Here is a 14,210-nt window from a genome sequence, read left to right on the forward strand (position 1 = left end):
CTCGTTAGAGGAGTCGTTGTTCCCGGTCAGTGGAGGCGCATTATAGGGAGTTCTCGGAAGGCCGCAACCCCTTTTTTAAAATACTTTTCTGACCGCTTCTTTTTTCGCCAAAAAGACCAATTAACCCACTTAATTGCTACTTTTTGACCGCTATTTTGTCAAAATCGAGAGCAAACTGCTTTACCTGTTCCCAATCCGTGTACTCAACTTCTTTACTGGTATCCGTTTCGCCGCCCGTCATTCGCATAATTAATTGAATCATGACTCTATCTAACCAGCCGTAACGCGGATATCGCAGCGCTCCCGCGAACACATTGCATAAAGCGGGCTGCCACGGAGAGGTTAAAAGGAACTTACGCGTATAGGCATTCGTCTGTGGCGTACGCTTTTCAGCTTTACGCGCCGTCAGGTTTACCGAAAAGAAGGCTGAAGGCATCGCATTCAATAAACCCGCGTGACGTTTAACGAACTTGTCGAGCAAAGGGGAGAAATGACCATAGCGAATTGACGCGCCAATCATGACTTTGCCATAGCGCGCCAAATCAAGCTGGTCTGCATCCTGCAAATCAATCACGTCGCACTCCCCTTCTTCTTTCAAAACGTTTGCTATATAAGAAGCAATTGCGTGAGTCTGTCCATCACGGCTGGAATAAAGCACCAGAGCTTTCATCTCGTTCTCCTTTCTATATATGAATCCATCATCTGCCTACTCTTTCCAGAAGGTTGGCGTAAACAGGACTAAAAGCGTAAATACTTCAAGACGGCCAAACAGCATGGTCATGATAAGGATCCATTTGGCTATGTGATTCATTGACTGGAAGTTATCCGCCACCACGCCAAGCCCCGGACCCAGGTTGTTAAGCGTGGCCGTGACCGCCGCAAACGCCGAGAAGTTATCAACCCCTGTCGCCACGATTGCGAGCATGCTGACAATAAACACCAGCGCGTAGGCCGAGAAGAATCCCCACACCGCCTCAAGGATACGTTCCGGCAGCGCGCGATTGCCCAGCTTGATGGTATAAACCGCATTGGGATGGACCAGGCGTTTCAGCTCACGCGACCCTTGCAGATATAAAAGAAGGATGCGGATAACTTTCAGGCCACCGCCCGTTGAACCGGCACAGCCACCGATAAACGCCGAACAGAGTAATAGAAGAGGAAGAAACAGCGGCCAGCGCGAAATGCTGTCGGTGGTGTAACCCGCCGTCGTCGCCATCGACACCACCTGAAAGAAGGCCTGATTCAGCGTTTCGAGGCCGGAACTGTAGGTGTCATGCATCCACAATACGGAAGTACACACCAGCACCAGCGTAAACTGAACGCCGATATACATGCGGAATTCAGGATCACGCCAGTAAACCTTAATGTTGCGACCACTCAGCAGCGCAAAGTGCAGGCCATAATTACAGCCTGAAATCAGCAGGAAAATAGCGATGATAGTGTTAATCGTCGAGCTGTGGAAAAAGCCGATACTCGCGTCATGGGTCGAGAAGCCGCCGATCGCGATAGTTGAAAAGCTGTGGCCGATAGCATCGAAAGCCGACATCCCCGCGCTCCACAAAGCCAGCGCGCAGGCTACGGTAAGCAGAACATAGATGATCCACAAAGTTTTGGCCGTCTCGGCAATTCGCGGACGCATCTTGTTATCTTTCAGCGGCCCCGGCATTTCGGCGCGATAAAGCTGCATTCCCCCGACGCCTAAAATCGGCAGTATGGCTACCGCCAGCACAATGATCCCCATGCCGCCAAACCATTGCAGCATCTGTCGGTAGAACAAAATCGCGTGCGGCAGACTGTCGAGCCCCACCAGCGTAGTCGCGCCAGTGGTCGTTAATCCGGAAAACGATTCAAAAAACGCGTCGGTCAATCCGAGATGCGGGTGCTCGGCGAACAGGAAAGGTAAAGCCCCCACGCTGCCCAGCACGGTCCAGAACAGCACGACAATAAGGAAACCTTCTCGCGGTTTTAGCTCACTGCGCTGTTTTCGATTGGGCACCCAAAGCAGCAGGCCGATAGCCAGCGCAACGAAAAACGTCTCACTGAACGCGCGCCCCGCCCCGTCTCTGTAAATTAAAGCCACTATTCCTGGAATAAACATCGTTCCGGAGAATAGGATAACGAGTACCCCGACAATGCGGGTGATGGCACGGAAATGCATGCTGGCGCGTTCCTCAGCGGATAAATAAAAGAAAGTTAAACGGGTTGCAGGGTAAGCGAACCGCGACTGAGATTAAACAGCCGATCCGCAATCTCTGTCGCCGCCAATGCCGGCAGCGCCAGACGAAGGTCCACCGCTGCGCCGTAATCACTCTGTAGAATGCTGCCGCCGACCTGCTGCAATAAAGATTCAACCATCGATATTTGCGCGTAGTCGCAGCGCAATAAAAATTCGCTTTGCGGCACCTTTTCAATGACCGACAGCTGAGCCAACGCCAGTCGAACGCCGTTACCGTAAGCGCTCACCAACCCGCCGGTGCCCAGCTTTATACCGCCATAATAGCGAACGACCACGGCGGTAATCTCGCCCACGCCGCTGCCCATTAGCTGTCCGAGAATCGGCTTGCCCGCCGTGCCCGCAGGCTCGCCGTCGTCGGAAAAACCCAGCTGCTGCGAATCATTCGGCGGACCCGCAACAAAGGCCCAACAGTGATGACGCGCCGCCGGATGCTGGCTTTTCACCTGCTGGACAAACGCCTTCGCCGCCTCGACGCCCACCGTCGGCTCGAGATAAGTAATGAAACGGCTCTTCTTTATCTCTTCGCTAACCTCGACGGGCGCAGCGGGAACGGAGTAAGGCTGCATCAGGCCAGCTTCAGGTCGCGGGTCATGTTTTCGACGCGATTATCGTGGATAACAATGTTGTCCTCGATACGAATGCCGCCAAACGGTTTCATCGCCTCGATTTTATCCCAGTCGAAATGCTGGCTAAACTTGCCTTCACGCCACGGCGCGAGCAGCGATTCGATGAAATAAAGACCCGGTTCGATAGTCAGCACCATGCCCGGCTGAATCACGCGAGTACAACGCAGATAAGGATATTTCGACGGCGCGGCCAGATGCGTGCCGTGTTCGTCCTGCATGAATCCGCCCACGTCGTGAACCTGCAAACCCAGCGGATGCCCCAGCCCGTGCGGCAGGAAAGGTCCGGTGAGATCGTTCTCCACCATCGCCTCTTCGCTCATATCCACCACCAGCCTGTGCGTTTTAAGCAGACGCGCAATACGCTGATGCATTTGCACATGATAGTCGGTGTAACGCGCGCCCGGTTTAATGGTATCAATCAACGCAAGCTGCTCGTTATTGAGATCGCTAACCAGCGCGGCAAAATCGCTGTCGGCATTGGCGGCATAAGTTCGCGTTAAATCAGCGGCATAGCCGTTGTATTCTGCACCCGCGTCAATCAGGAAGCTGCGCATTTCGGCAGGCGGCTGATGCTGCAAGGTGGTGTAATGCAGCACGGCGGCGTGTTCGTTAAGCGCAATAATATTGCCGTACGGCACCTCGGTTTCGCGATGACCCGTGGCCGTTAAATACGCCATGCTGATGTCGAACTCGCTCATTCCCGACAAAAATGCCTCGTGCGCCGCGCGGTGGCCGCTGACGGCAAACTTCTGTGCTTCGCGCATGCATGCAATTTCATAACCCGTTTTATAGGCGCGATGATAATGCAAATAGTCGAGCACGGCCTTCGGATTCAGATGGTCAGCGGTGATTCCTAGACCCAACGCGCGATCTTTGCTGTAACCGATGTAAGCCACACGCGAAAGGTCGGCAGGAAGCTGGCTTTTAATGTCATCCGGTTTGGCGAGCGGCAAGACGTTCACATCCTGAGTCCAGAAAGAGTCAGGCAGCGGCTCGACGGTATGCCAATAATCCACCGGCGAATAGAACCACAGCTTCGGCGTGTTCACGCCATCGATCCACAGCCAGCAGTTAGGCACCTGCGTCACCGGCACCCAGGCTTTAAACTGCGGATTGACCTTAAACGGATAGCTGTAGTCATCCAGAAAGGAAATTTGCAGCTCACCGGAATGAATCAGCAAGGCATCCAGCTGATTACGTTGCAGTATTTCTTGCGCGCGCGCCTGTAAAACGGCGATATGTTCTTTGTAGAGAGAAGCGAGAGATTCCATCGACCTGTCCTTTAGCGGATTCATACGATTTGTGTCAAACGATGCCGCATCTTATCACAGCACAACAGGTGCCGTAGCCCCGCCTACTTTGTGATCTTGTCAGCAAATATCGCGCGGTCCGTTTGCATTTCATTAACATAAAAACCACACTCCAATCATCTGGTCATACCAGATCATCATCGATGATTCAGGAGACGCACATGCTCTACCAAGGCGAAACACTACAGCTGCACTGGCTCGACGACGGGATTGCCGAGCTGGTGTTCGACGCTCCAGGCTCCGTTAATAAACTCGATACTCAGACCGTTGCCAGTCTGGGCGAGGCGCTCAGCATTCTCGAACAACAAACCGAACTTAAAGGGCTGCTGCTGAGCTCCTCAAAAGCCGCCTTTATTGTCGGCGCAGATATTACCGAATTTTTATCGCTGTTTACCGCGCCCGCCGAGAAGTTGCATCAATGGCTGGGCTTTGCCAACGGGATTTTCAATCGGCTGGAAGACCTGCCCGTCCCTACCGTGTCAGCGATCAGCGGCTATGCGCTGGGCGGCGGCTGTGAATTAGTGCTGGCGACCGATTTCCGTATTGCCACGGCAGATACGCGCATCGGCCTGCCCGAAACACGTCTTGGGATCATGCCCGGTTTCGGCGGTTCGGTGCGTTTGCCGCGCCTACTTGGTGCCGACAGCGCGCTGGAAATTATCGCCGCAGGTAAAGATCTCGGCGGCGTCGATGCCATGAAAGTTGGCCTGGTCGATGCCGTGGTCAAGAACGAAAAGCTGCATGACGCGGCGCTCGGCACGCTGCGTGATGCGATTGACGGCAAGCTCGATTGGCGCGCCGCACGTCAACCTAAACTGCTGCCGCTCAAACTCAGCCGCATTGAGGCGACGATGAGTTTCAGTGTAGCAAAGAGCATGGTGCTGCAAACGGCGGGCAAACATTATCCCGCGCCAATGACGGCGGTAAAAACCATCGAAGCGGCGGCCGGTTTGGGACGCGACGAGGCGCTGGCGCTGGAAACCGGTAGCTTTGTGCCGTTGGCACAGTCGGCGGAGGCGCGCGCGCTGGTCGGGATTTTCCTTAACGATCAGTTCGTCAAAAGCAAAGCCAAAAAGCTGGCGGGCAGCCACGGCAAGCCTGAACAGGCGGCGGTATTGGGCGCGGGAATTATGGGCGGCGGCATCGCCTATCAATCCGCGCTGAAAGGCGTGCCGGTCATCATGAAAGATATTAATGATAAATCGTTGCAGCTCGGCATTAACGAAGCCGGAAAACTGCTTAACAAACAGCTGGAGCGCGGCAAGATTGACGGCCTGAAAATGGCCAAAATTCTGGCGACCATTCAACCCACGCTCAATTACGCTGGACTTGAGCGCGCGCAAATCGTCGTCGAGGCCGTGGTTGAGAATCCAAAAGTGAAGGCCGCCGTGCTGGCCGAAGCCGAAGCGCTGCTTAACGATGACGCGATTTTGGCTTCCAACACCTCGACAATTCCTATCGACACGCTGGCCGCCGCGCTCAAACGGCCAGAAAATTTCTGCGGCATGCATTTCTTCAATCCGGTTCATCGCATGCCGCTGGTCGAAATTATTCGCGGCCGTCACACCTCGGATCAGACGCTGTCACGCGTCGTTGCCTACGCCTCTGCGATGGGAAAAACGCCGATCGTGGTCAACGACTGCCCCGGATTTTTCGTCAATCGCGTGCTGTTCCCGTATTTTGCCGGCTTTAGCCTGCTGATGCGCGACGGCGCCGATTTCACGCAAATCGACAAAGTGATGGAGAAACAGTTTGGCTGGCCGATGGGTCCGGCCTATCTGCTGGACGTGGTCGGCATCGATACCGCGCACCACGCGCAGGCCGTGATGGCGAAAGGTTTTCCCGATCGCATGGCGAAAGACTATCGCGACGCCGTTGACGTGATGTTTGAAGCCGAGCGTTTTGGTCAGAAAAATCAGCGCGGTTTTTATCGTTACAGTGAAGACAACAAAGGCAAACCGCGTAAAGAGCAGGATCCCGAGGTGGCGAGCCTGCTGGAAAATTCCAGCTCGCAAAGTGATTTCAGCGCCGAAGATATTATTGCGCGGATGATGATCCCGATGATTAACGAAGTCGTGCGCTGCCTCGAAGAGAAAATCGTGGCGAGCCCGGCAGAAGCTGACATGGCGCTGGTTTACGGCATCGGTTTCCCGCCATTCCACGGCGGCGCGTTCCGTTATCTCGACACCCTCGGCAGCGCGAAATATCTGGCGCTCACTGAAAAATACGCCCATCTCGGTCCGCTTTATCACGCGCCCGAAGGCCTGCGTCGCAAGGCTGAGAGCAACGAAAGCTATTATCCGAAGGCTGAACCGCTGGCCGACATCAACACCGGCCATCAGGCATAAGGACTGAAATCATGGAAAATGTAGTCATTATCGATGCCGTCCGCACGCCGATGGGCCGCTCCAAAGGCGGCGCGTTTCGCAACGTGCGTGCCGAAGATCTGTCGGCGCACCTGATGCGCGCGGTGCTCGCCCGTAATCCGGCGCTCGACGCCAAGGAAATCGACGATATTTATTGGGGCTGTGTGCAGCAAACGCTGGAGCAGGGCTTTAACGTCGCCCGCAACGCCGCGCTGCTGGCCGAAATTCCGCACTCCGTTCCGGCGGTGACCGTCAATCGGCTGTGCGGATCTTCAATGCAGGCCTTACACGACGCGGCGCGCACGATTATGGTCGGCGATGCGGCTGTCAGTTTGATTGGCGGCGTAGAACATATGGGTCACGTGCCGATGAGTCACGGCGTCGATTTTCATCCGGGCCTGAGCCGTACCGTTGCCAAAGCGGCGGGCATGATGGGGCTGACCGCCGAAATGCTGGCAAAAATGCACCATATCAGCCGTGAGATGCAGGATGAATTCGCCGCCCGTTCGCACCAGCGCGCGCACGCGGCCACCGTTTCCGGTGCGTTCAACAATGAAATTATTCCCACTTACGGCCACAATGCCGACGGCGCGCTGTTTAGCCTGAATTACGACGAGGTAATTAGACCGGAAACTACCGCCGCTTCTCTCGCGGCGCTGCGACCGGCGTTTGATCCGGTCAACGGCACGGTAACGGCGGGCAGCGCGTCGGCGCTATCGGACGGTGCGTCAGCGATGCTGATTATGAGCGAATCGCGCGCCGCGTCGCTGGGTCTTAAGCCACGGGCAAAAATCCGCGCGATGGCGGTGGTCGGCTGTGACCCGTCGATCATGGGTTACGGGCCGGTTCCGGCGACTCGGTTGGCACTCAAGCGCGCCGGTCTTTCCGTTGAAGATATCGGCCTGTTCGAGTTAAACGAAGCTTTCGCCGCCCAGTCGCTGCCGTGCATCAAAGATCTCGGCCTCCTGGACAGCATGGAAGATAAGGTAAACCTCAACGGCGGCGCTATCGCGCTAGGTCATCCGCTCGGCTGTTCGGGCGCGCGAATTTCTACCACGCTGTTGAATTTGATGGAACGCAAAGACGTGCAGTTTGGCGTCGCGACCATGTGTATCGGCCTCGGGCAAGGGATAGCCACCGTTTTCGAACGTATCTAACGAACACAATGGCGAAAATCAGGCATAAAAAAAGCGGGCTAAAAACCCGCTTTGTTTTTTGATGCGATTAACGTGATTACGCTAGTAAAGTCATTACGCTAATAAAATCTCTACGCTGTAACGTAAAGCGGATTAGATAAAGGCAAACGCGTCGCCAAACATCCGATCTTCCAGCGCGCCGCGCTCGGCACAGAAACGTTCACGCGCCACTTTCGCCATTTCAAAACGACCGGCGATATAAATGTCATGCTCGCTCAGTGAATCAAAATCCTGCATGACAGCGCTCAGCACGTTACCGGTTCTCCCCTGCCAGTCATCTTCAACCTGCTCGACCACCGGGATCACTTTCAGGTTCGGATGCACCACGCTCAGCGCTTCAAGCTCGCCGAGATCGTACAGGTGTTTCAACTCGCGGCCGCCCCAGTAAATGGAGATATCGCGCTCTGGATTGTTCGCCAGTTCCGTCACCAGAATCGAGCGCACGTAAGAGAAGCCAGTACCGCCCGCAATTAATACCAGCGGACGTTCGCCCTCTTCGCGCAGCCACGCGTCGCCGTGCGGCAGGTCGACATCGATGGTTTGCTCTTTCAGGATGCGATCCATCACGGCCATCGCGTAAAGGTTCATCTCGGAGGCACCGATGTGCAGCTCCAGATAATTTTTTTCCGAAGGTACTGAAGCGATGGAGAACGGACGCTTGTCGCGCTCATCCATCACGACCATCAGATATTGACCGGCACGAAATGAAAAAGGTGATTCAGGTTGCAGGCGAACCCGATATACGGTGTCGGTTATGGCCTCAACTGAGGACACTTTACAGCTCATTATAGTCATGCGTTCCCTCTGAGGGTCATCAATTTTTAGTGCTAAAAATAGCCAACTCGTCCCAAATGCTGTCGATTCGCTCGGTCACTTTCGGGTCCATTACAATCGGACGTCCCCATTCGCGCTGCGTTTCGCCTGGCCACTTGTTGGTTGCATCCATCCCCATCTTGGAGCCCAGCCCTGAAACCGGCGAGGCAAAATCAAGATAGTCTATCGGCGTGTTTTCAACCAGGACGGTATCGCGCGCCGGATCCATGCGCGTGGTAATCGCCCAGATCACGTCTTTCCAGTCACGCGCGTTAATGTCGTCGTCACACACAATAACAAATTTAGTGTACATAAACTGCCGCAGGAATGACCAGACACCCATCATTACGCGCTTGGCGTGACCTGCATACTGCTTCTTCATGGTAACGACAGCCAGACGATAAGAACACCCTTCCGGCGGCAGATAGAAGTCGACTATCTCTGGAAACTGCTTTTTCAGGATAGGCACGAAGACTTCATTCAGCGCCAGACCCAGCACCGCCGGTTCATCAGGCGGACGACCGGTAAAGGTCGAATGATAAATCGCATCTTTACGCTGGGTGATGTGCGTCACGGTAAATACCGGGAAGCTGTCTATTTCATTATAGTAGCCAGTGTGGTCGCCGTAAGGCCCTTCTGGCGCCATTTCGCCCGGCTCGATATAACCTTCGAGCACGATTTCGGCGCTGGCAGGCACTTCGAGGTCGTTGGAAATACATTTCACGACTTCGGTTTTATTGCCGCGCAGCAGGCCGGCGAAGGCGTATTCCGACAGCGTATCCGGCACCGGCGTCACTGCGCCGAGGATAGTGGCGGGATCGGCACCGAGCGCCACGGAAACCGGAAAACGCTGGCCCGGATTCTTCTCGCACCACTCCTGATAATCGAGCGCGCCGCCGCGATGCGACAGCCAGCGCATGATCAGCTTATTTTTACCCAGCACTTGCTGGCGATAAATACCCAGATTCTGACGCGGCTTGTGTGGCCCGCGCGTAACCGTCAGGCCCCACGTGATCAGCGGCGCGGCATCTTCCGGCCAGCAGTGCATCACCGGAATACGGCCCAAATCGACGTCATCGCCCTGCCAGATTTGCTCCTGACACGGCGCGGAGTTCAGCAATTTGGTCGGCATATTCAGGACCTGCTTGAACTTCGGCATCTTGTCGTAGAAATCGCGGAACCCGCGCGGCGGCTCTGGCTCTTTCAGAAACGCCAGCAGCTCGCCCACGTCGCGCAGCGCGCTGACATCGTCCTGTCCCATGCCTTTCGCCACACGCTCTGGCGTGCCGAAAAGATTGCACAGCACCGGCATCGAATAGCCTTTTGGATTTTCAAACAGCAGCGCCGGACCACCCGCACGCAGCGTGCGATCGGCGATTTCGGTCATTTCAAGATAAGGATCAACGGGCTGGCTGATACGCTTGAGGTCGCCCTGCTTTTCGAGCAAAGCCAGGAAGTCACGCAGGTCACGATATTTCATACGAGGCACGTCATTATAAGTTTTATCACCAAATTTAAAGGGCAGTATAAAGCCTGTTACGCGTCGTGGCTGCTTTTTTCAAGTCTATAAAACTAAAAGCAGCAGGCAACAGCGTGCCCATTACGGAAGATTTAATAAAGAGTATTAAAGGCAGTTAAAAGGAACAAGGCTAGAAAGTGCTTGAGTATCATAGTATTCCTGCGTTTCGTGCGCGTGGCGGAAGACTTTAAACCCTTCGTTTTTAGCACTGAAATAGCGCAGATCGTTGCCGGAAATATGCAGCAGGCTGCCTTCACGCAGCGCTACAACCGACTCACTCGGATTCACCGCGCAGAATTCGGCAATACGCTCGTCGCGCGTTTCGCCCATATGGCCGCTGATGTGCGCATCAATGTAATGCGGATTAATTTGCACGGGGAACAGGCCAAGCGCCGGTAACACCACGGAATTACGCACCGGCATATCATTGGTGGTGCGAATACTTGGTGTCGCTACGTTGCAGCCCGCGCTCCAGCCGATATACGGGATCTCGCGCTCACGTACCGCGCGTTGAATCGGCACGATTAGACCTTTTTCATGCAGCATCTGATTCAGCATCCAGGTGTTGCCGCCGCTCACCAAAATACACTGCGCCTGTGCGATGGCGTCTGCGGGATCGCCCGCGTGATGAATACTGCCAACTTTAATGCCAAGCGCGTGTGCCAGCTCGCCCGCTCTTTCGTCATAATCGCTGCGCACCAAGGCATAAGGGATAAGCACGGCCGAGTCGATATTTCGCGCCTTGAACATCGCTTTTATCTGTTCGTGGGCGTAACCCAAAGGTTGGCTGTCGTTTGAAAGCTTGCCATTACTCAGTAAGAACAATTCCATGACTTTTCTCCATCAATGTTTAGCAGATTTCAAAATAGCGGATAATCTACCCGAGACCCTGCTGCGAAAGCCGAGCCGCACGCACGGCTATTTATCCCTTAAAGCTTTTGTTATTCTCATCGTGTTAGACACGAGGAAAACGATATATGGAAAGCTGGTATTTACTCTATTGCAAACGAGGTCAACATCTTCGTGCCCAGGAACACCTTGAGCGTCAGCACGTTCAGTGTTTAGTTCCGACCATCAAGTTGGAGAAAGTGGTGCGCGGTCGCCGAACGATGGCGGATGAACCTCTGTTTCCAAATTATATGTTTATTGCATTCGATCCTGAAAAAATTCATACCACCACGATTAGCGCGACGCGCGGTGTGAGTCATTTTGTTCGCTTCGGGAACCTGCTCGCGACGGTGAACGCCAGCGTTATCGAACAGCTGATTCACCAGCCGCCGACCGATGTTCGCGACCCTGAAACGCCGCACGAAGGCGATCGGGTGCTGATCACCGAAGGCGTTTTCGAGGGATTGCAGGCTATCTATACCGAGCCGGACGGCGAGCGGCGTTCACACCTGCTGCTAAACCTGCTCAACAAACAGGTAAGACAAAGCCTCTGCAACACCGAATTCCAGAAAATTTAACCGTTTTTGCGGCAACTTTTCTGCCCGCCTTTTAAATCTTAAACAGCCGACGCGCATTGTCGTCGGTTACTTTTGCCAGCCACTCGGCCTCTTCTTCTTTGCCACGCCACAGCGCCACCTGTTTGACAATATGCGGCAAGAAGCTTGGCTCGTTACGGCGATTCTTCGGCTTGTTCAGCATGTCTCTCGGCAACAAATACGGCGCGTCGGTTTCCAGCAGCAGCTTTTCAACCGGAATCAACGGTAGCATCTCGCGCAGTTCCAGCCCGCGACGTTCGTCGCATACCCAGCCCGTAATGCCAATCGATAAACCCAGCGTCAAATAGTGTTCCAGCTCTTCGCGACTGCCGGTAAAACAGTGAACGACCGCGCCCGCGAGACGAGGCAACCAAGGTTCAAGCAGCTGAACAAAACGCGAATGTGCGTCGCGACAGTGTAGAAAAACCGGTAATCCGAGCTCGGCAGCCAGCGCCAGCTGCGCTTCGAAAGCCACTTCCTGCTCGGCGGGCGTTGAAAAATTACGATTGAAATCCAGCCCACATTCGCCAATCGCTACCACTTTTGGCTCGGCGGCCAGCGCGCGTAAGGCATGTTCAACCTCGCGATTCCAGCTGCTTGCCTGATGAGGATGCACTCCGGCGGTTGACCAGCAAAAATCGGCATACTGCGCGGCAAGCTGCTGCGCCTCACGGCTCTCTTCCAGAGAGGTGCCGGTGATTAGCATGCCGCTTAATCCGGCTTCTCTTGCACGTTCGACAACCTCGGCGCGATCTTTGTCAAACTGGTTGCTGGTTAAATTAATGCCAATCTCAAACATAGCTATCTCTCAAAAAGAAACCGCCTCTGAGAGGCGGTTTAATTAATCTTATTTCTTGCGGCTCAGGACGCCTCGGACTCGTCGTCCGCTTCGTCTTCACCATCACGACGTCCTTTACCCACGTAATAACGGGCGAAGAACATGCCGATTTCAAACAGGCAGTACATCGGGATAGCCAGCAACGTTTGCGAAAATACGTCGGGAGGAGTCAGCAGCATCGCGACCACAAAAGCACCCACCAGCACGTAAGGACGCTTTTTGCGCAGGTCATCAGGCGTAGTCACGCCGGTCCAGCACAGCAGAATTATCGCGATAGGCACTTCGAACGACACCCCGAAAGCCATGAAAATAGCCATGACAAAGTCGAGATAGTTGTTGATGTCGGTCGCAATCTGCACGCCAGCCGGCGCGGTTTTCGCAAAGAAGGCAAACGCCAGCGGGAACACGATGAAGTACGCAAACGCCATGCCGAGATAGAACAGCGCGGAGCTTGAGAACAGCAGCGGCATCATCAGGCGACGTTCATGCTTGTACAGAGCAGGCGCAATAAAGCCCCAGATTTGATACAGAATAAACGGCGCCGAGACAAACACCGACACGATCATTGTCAGCTTGATAGGCGTAAAGAAAGGCGAGGCAACGTCTGTCGCAATCATACTCGCGCCCAAAGGCATGACTCTGATAAGCGGCGCAGAGACCAGGTAGTAAATATCATTGGCAAAATAGACCAGTGCCAAAAACACTACAATCACGCAAATAATAGAGTTCAGCAGGCGCTTACGCAGTTCAATCAGATGACTGATAAGCGGCTGTGTATCTTCAACTGCCATGTTTAGCGTTCACCCGTGGTTTGTGAAGAAGCAGGCTGCTCCGCAGGTCGACTTGCGGCGGCGGCATGTTCTACCGGTTTAGTCGCTGGCGCTGAGGCCACATTCTGTGGTTTTGCAAGGTCGACAGCGAGAGACTCTGCATGTGGTTCTACATGAGAGGCGGCGGCGCGTTTCTCGAAATCGACAGCCTGAGGCTTGGCAAGATCGACAGTCGGTTCACTGGCGGACGTCACGGCAGCAGATGTCTCGGAAGCCACGGCCGCCGAAGGTGTCATTGCGGGTGAACCGGCCTGATGATCGGCAGTTGCCGGAGAAATCCCTTCATCATAGTGTGCTTCAGGATCGCGAAGCACAGGGTTATGAATGGTGTTTCCGTCGTGCGCGTCGGCAATTGCCTGATCGGCTGGGCTCAGATTCTCGTGAATTGAGCGTTTCATTGAAGACGCCGCCTCTTTCAAATCATCGATAGACGATTTGATCTCTGGCGACAAATTCTTCAAGCCGGCCTCTTCTGCTTTTTTCAGGCTGTCCTGCAACTCTTGCAGTTTCAGCTCTTGATTAAGCTCGTTTTGTACCGATGCTGCCATCGCACGTAGAGTACGGATCCAGCCCGCTACACTTCTTACCGCCACGGGCAGACGTTCGGGTCCGAGCACAACCAGACCAATAACGAATACCAGCAGCAGTTCACTAAACCCAATGTCGAACACGGCTTATACCTGCTCTTTGTTTTGACTCTTAGTTTCTTCTGCTTTCACTTCCGGCTTGGTGCTTTCTAAAGACTTGGCCGAAAATTCTGCATCAGACCCGGTTGTATCAGTTGGTGTGTGCGTCTTGGTTTTATCATCGTCATTCATGGCTTTTTTAAAGCCTTTGATTGAAGCGCCAAGATCGCTGCCCAGACCACGCAGTTTTTTGGTACCGAACAGCAGCACCACGATTACCGCAATGACTAGCCAGTGCGTAAGACTAAATGCACCCATGGTATTTACCTCAATAAACAAGAATTAATCGTTGCCGTTACACGACCT

Annotated in this window: 14 protein-coding genes; 3 read left to right on the forward strand and 11 right to left on the reverse strand. The window is 54.2% G+C overall.

Annotated elements, in window-relative coordinates; translation table 11 throughout:
• Positions 1-136: 136 nt before the first annotated feature.
• From hemG to pepQ, 4 genes are read right to left on the reverse strand one after another with little or no spacing between them, the layout of a single operon-like run.
• Complete coding sequence (hemG, locus tag SC206_RS06080) at positions 137-670, reverse strand: menaquinone-dependent protoporphyrinogen IX dehydrogenase (protein WP_332735186.1); 534 nt, start codon at positions 668-670, stop codon at positions 137-139.
• Positions 671-706: 36 nt separating this feature from the next.
• Positions 707-2,158 carry a Trk system potassium transporter TrkH gene (trkH, locus tag SC206_RS06085; RefSeq protein WP_332735188.1) on the reverse strand — a complete coding sequence of 484 codons (1,452 nt, stop codon included), beginning with the start codon at positions 2,156-2,158 and terminating at the stop codon, positions 707-709.
• Positions 2,159-2,193: 35 nt separating this feature from the next.
• The gene (locus SC206_RS06090; RefSeq protein WP_332735190.1) at positions 2,194-2,802 is read right to left on the reverse strand and encodes an IMPACT family protein; all 609 of its coding nucleotides are present in this window, start codon (positions 2,800-2,802) and stop codon (positions 2,194-2,196) included.
• Positions 2,802-4,133, reverse strand: a complete 1,332-nt coding sequence (gene pepQ / locus SC206_RS06095) for a Xaa-Pro dipeptidase (protein WP_332735192.1) — start codon at positions 4,131-4,133, stop codon at positions 2,802-2,804. The genes SC206_RS06090 and pepQ overlap by 1 nt, the downstream gene beginning before the upstream one ends.
• 200 nt (positions 4,134-4,333) lie before the next feature.
• Between pepQ and fadB the strand changes: the two genes are divergently transcribed.
• Entirely contained in the window at positions 4,334-6,520 is a 2,187-nt protein-coding gene (gene fadB / locus SC206_RS06100) for a fatty acid oxidation complex subunit alpha FadB (protein ID WP_332735193.1), read from the forward strand.
• Positions 6,521-6,531: 11 nt separating this feature from the next.
• Positions 6,532-7,695 carry an acetyl-CoA C-acyltransferase FadA gene (gene fadA / locus SC206_RS06105; RefSeq protein ID WP_332735196.1) on the forward strand — a complete coding sequence of 388 codons (1,164 nt, stop codon included), beginning with the start codon at positions 6,532-6,534 and terminating at the stop codon, positions 7,693-7,695.
• 132 nt (positions 7,696-7,827) lie between these two features.
• Here the strand turns inward: fadA and fre are convergent, their stop codons facing one another.
• From fre to pepE, 3 genes are all read right to left on the reverse strand, one after another.
• On the reverse strand, positions 7,828-8,529 hold the full coding sequence (fre, locus tag SC206_RS06110; RefSeq protein WP_332735198.1) for an NAD(P)H-flavin reductase: 702 nt from the start codon (positions 8,527-8,529) through the stop codon (positions 7,828-7,830).
• A gap of 19 nt (positions 8,530-8,548) precedes the next feature.
• Positions 8,549-10,027 (reverse strand): 4-hydroxy-3-polyprenylbenzoate decarboxylase, encoded by a 1,479-nt coding sequence (gene ubiD / locus SC206_RS06115; protein WP_332735200.1) that lies wholly within the window; start codon positions 10,025-10,027, stop codon positions 8,549-8,551.
• 144 nt (positions 10,028-10,171) lie between these two features.
• Complete coding sequence (gene pepE, locus SC206_RS06120; protein ID WP_332735202.1) at positions 10,172-10,897, reverse strand: dipeptidase PepE; 726 nt, start codon at positions 10,895-10,897, stop codon at positions 10,172-10,174.
• A gap of 146 nt (positions 10,898-11,043) precedes the next feature.
• Between pepE and rfaH the strand changes: the two genes are divergently transcribed.
• On the forward strand, positions 11,044-11,532 hold the full coding sequence (rfaH, locus tag SC206_RS06125; RefSeq protein ID WP_332735204.1) for a transcription/translation regulatory transformer protein RfaH: 489 nt from the start codon (positions 11,044-11,046) through the stop codon (positions 11,530-11,532).
• A 31-nt stretch (positions 11,533-11,563) separates the two neighbouring features.
• Here the strand turns inward: rfaH and tatD are convergent, their stop codons facing one another.
• The 4 genes from tatD to tatA form a co-directional block, all read right to left on the reverse strand.
• Entirely contained in the window at positions 11,564-12,349 is a 786-nt protein-coding gene (gene tatD, locus SC206_RS06130) for a 3'-5' ssDNA/RNA exonuclease TatD (RefSeq protein ID WP_332735206.1), read from the reverse strand.
• A 62-nt stretch (positions 12,350-12,411) separates the two neighbouring features.
• Positions 12,412-13,179, reverse strand: a complete 768-nt coding sequence (tatC, locus tag SC206_RS06135) for a Sec-independent protein translocase subunit TatC (protein WP_332735208.1) — start codon at positions 13,177-13,179, stop codon at positions 12,412-12,414.
• Between the two features lie 2 nt (positions 13,180-13,181).
• On the reverse strand, positions 13,182-13,889 hold the full coding sequence (gene tatB, locus SC206_RS06140; RefSeq protein ID WP_332735210.1) for a Sec-independent protein translocase protein TatB: 708 nt from the start codon (positions 13,887-13,889) through the stop codon (positions 13,182-13,184).
• Positions 13,890-13,892: 3 nt separating this feature from the next.
• Positions 13,893-14,162, reverse strand: coding sequence for a Sec-independent protein translocase subunit TatA (tatA, locus tag SC206_RS06145; protein WP_332735212.1), 270 nt, complete (start codon positions 14,160-14,162; stop codon positions 13,893-13,895).
• Positions 14,163-14,210: the final 48 nt, after the last annotated feature.

The organism is Rouxiella sp. T17, from assembly GCF_036663475.1.
Taxonomy (GTDB): Bacteria; Pseudomonadota; Gammaproteobacteria; order Enterobacterales; family Enterobacteriaceae; genus Rouxiella.

Bases quoted from the DNA above. Each gene is read 5' to 3' on its own strand.
- hemG (WP_332735186.1), bottom strand. From the start codon at position 670: ATGAAAGCTCTGGTGCTTTATTCCAGCCGTGATGGACAGACTCACGCA.
- pepE (WP_332735202.1), bottom strand. From the start codon at position 10,897: ATGGAATTGTTCTTACTGAGTAATGGCAAGCTTTCAAACGACAGCCAA.
- fadB (WP_332735193.1), top strand. From the start codon at position 4,334: ATGCTCTACCAAGGCGAAACACTACAGCTGCACTGGCTCGACGACGGG.
- trkH (WP_332735188.1), bottom strand. From the start codon at position 2,158: ATGCATTTCCGTGCCATCACCCGCATTGTCGGGGTACTCGTTATCCTA.
- tatC (WP_332735208.1), bottom strand. From the start codon at position 13,179: ATGGCAGTTGAAGATACACAGCCGCTTATCAGTCATCTGATTGAACTG.
- fadA (WP_332735196.1), top strand. From the start codon at position 6,532: ATGGAAAATGTAGTCATTATCGATGCCGTCCGCACGCCGATGGGCCGC.
- tatA (WP_332735212.1), bottom strand. From the start codon at position 14,162: ATGGGTGCATTTAGTCTTACGCACTGGCTAGTCATTGCGGTAATCGTG.
- tatD (WP_332735206.1), bottom strand. From the start codon at position 12,349: ATGTTTGAGATTGGCATTAATTTAACCAGCAACCAGTTTGACAAAGAT.
- ubiD (WP_332735200.1), bottom strand. From the start codon at position 10,027: ATGAAATATCGTGACCTGCGTGACTTCCTGGCTTTGCTCGAAAAGCAG.
- fre (WP_332735198.1), bottom strand. From the start codon at position 8,529: ATGACTATAATGAGCTGTAAAGTGTCCTCAGTTGAGGCCATAACCGAC.
- rfaH (WP_332735204.1), top strand. From the start codon at position 11,044: ATGGAAAGCTGGTATTTACTCTATTGCAAACGAGGTCAACATCTTCGT.
- SC206_RS06090 (WP_332735190.1), bottom strand. From the start codon at position 2,802: ATGCAGCCTTACTCCGTTCCCGCTGCGCCCGTCGAGGTTAGCGAAGAG.
- pepQ (WP_332735192.1), bottom strand. From the start codon at position 4,133: ATGGAATCTCTCGCTTCTCTCTACAAAGAACATATCGCCGTTTTACAG.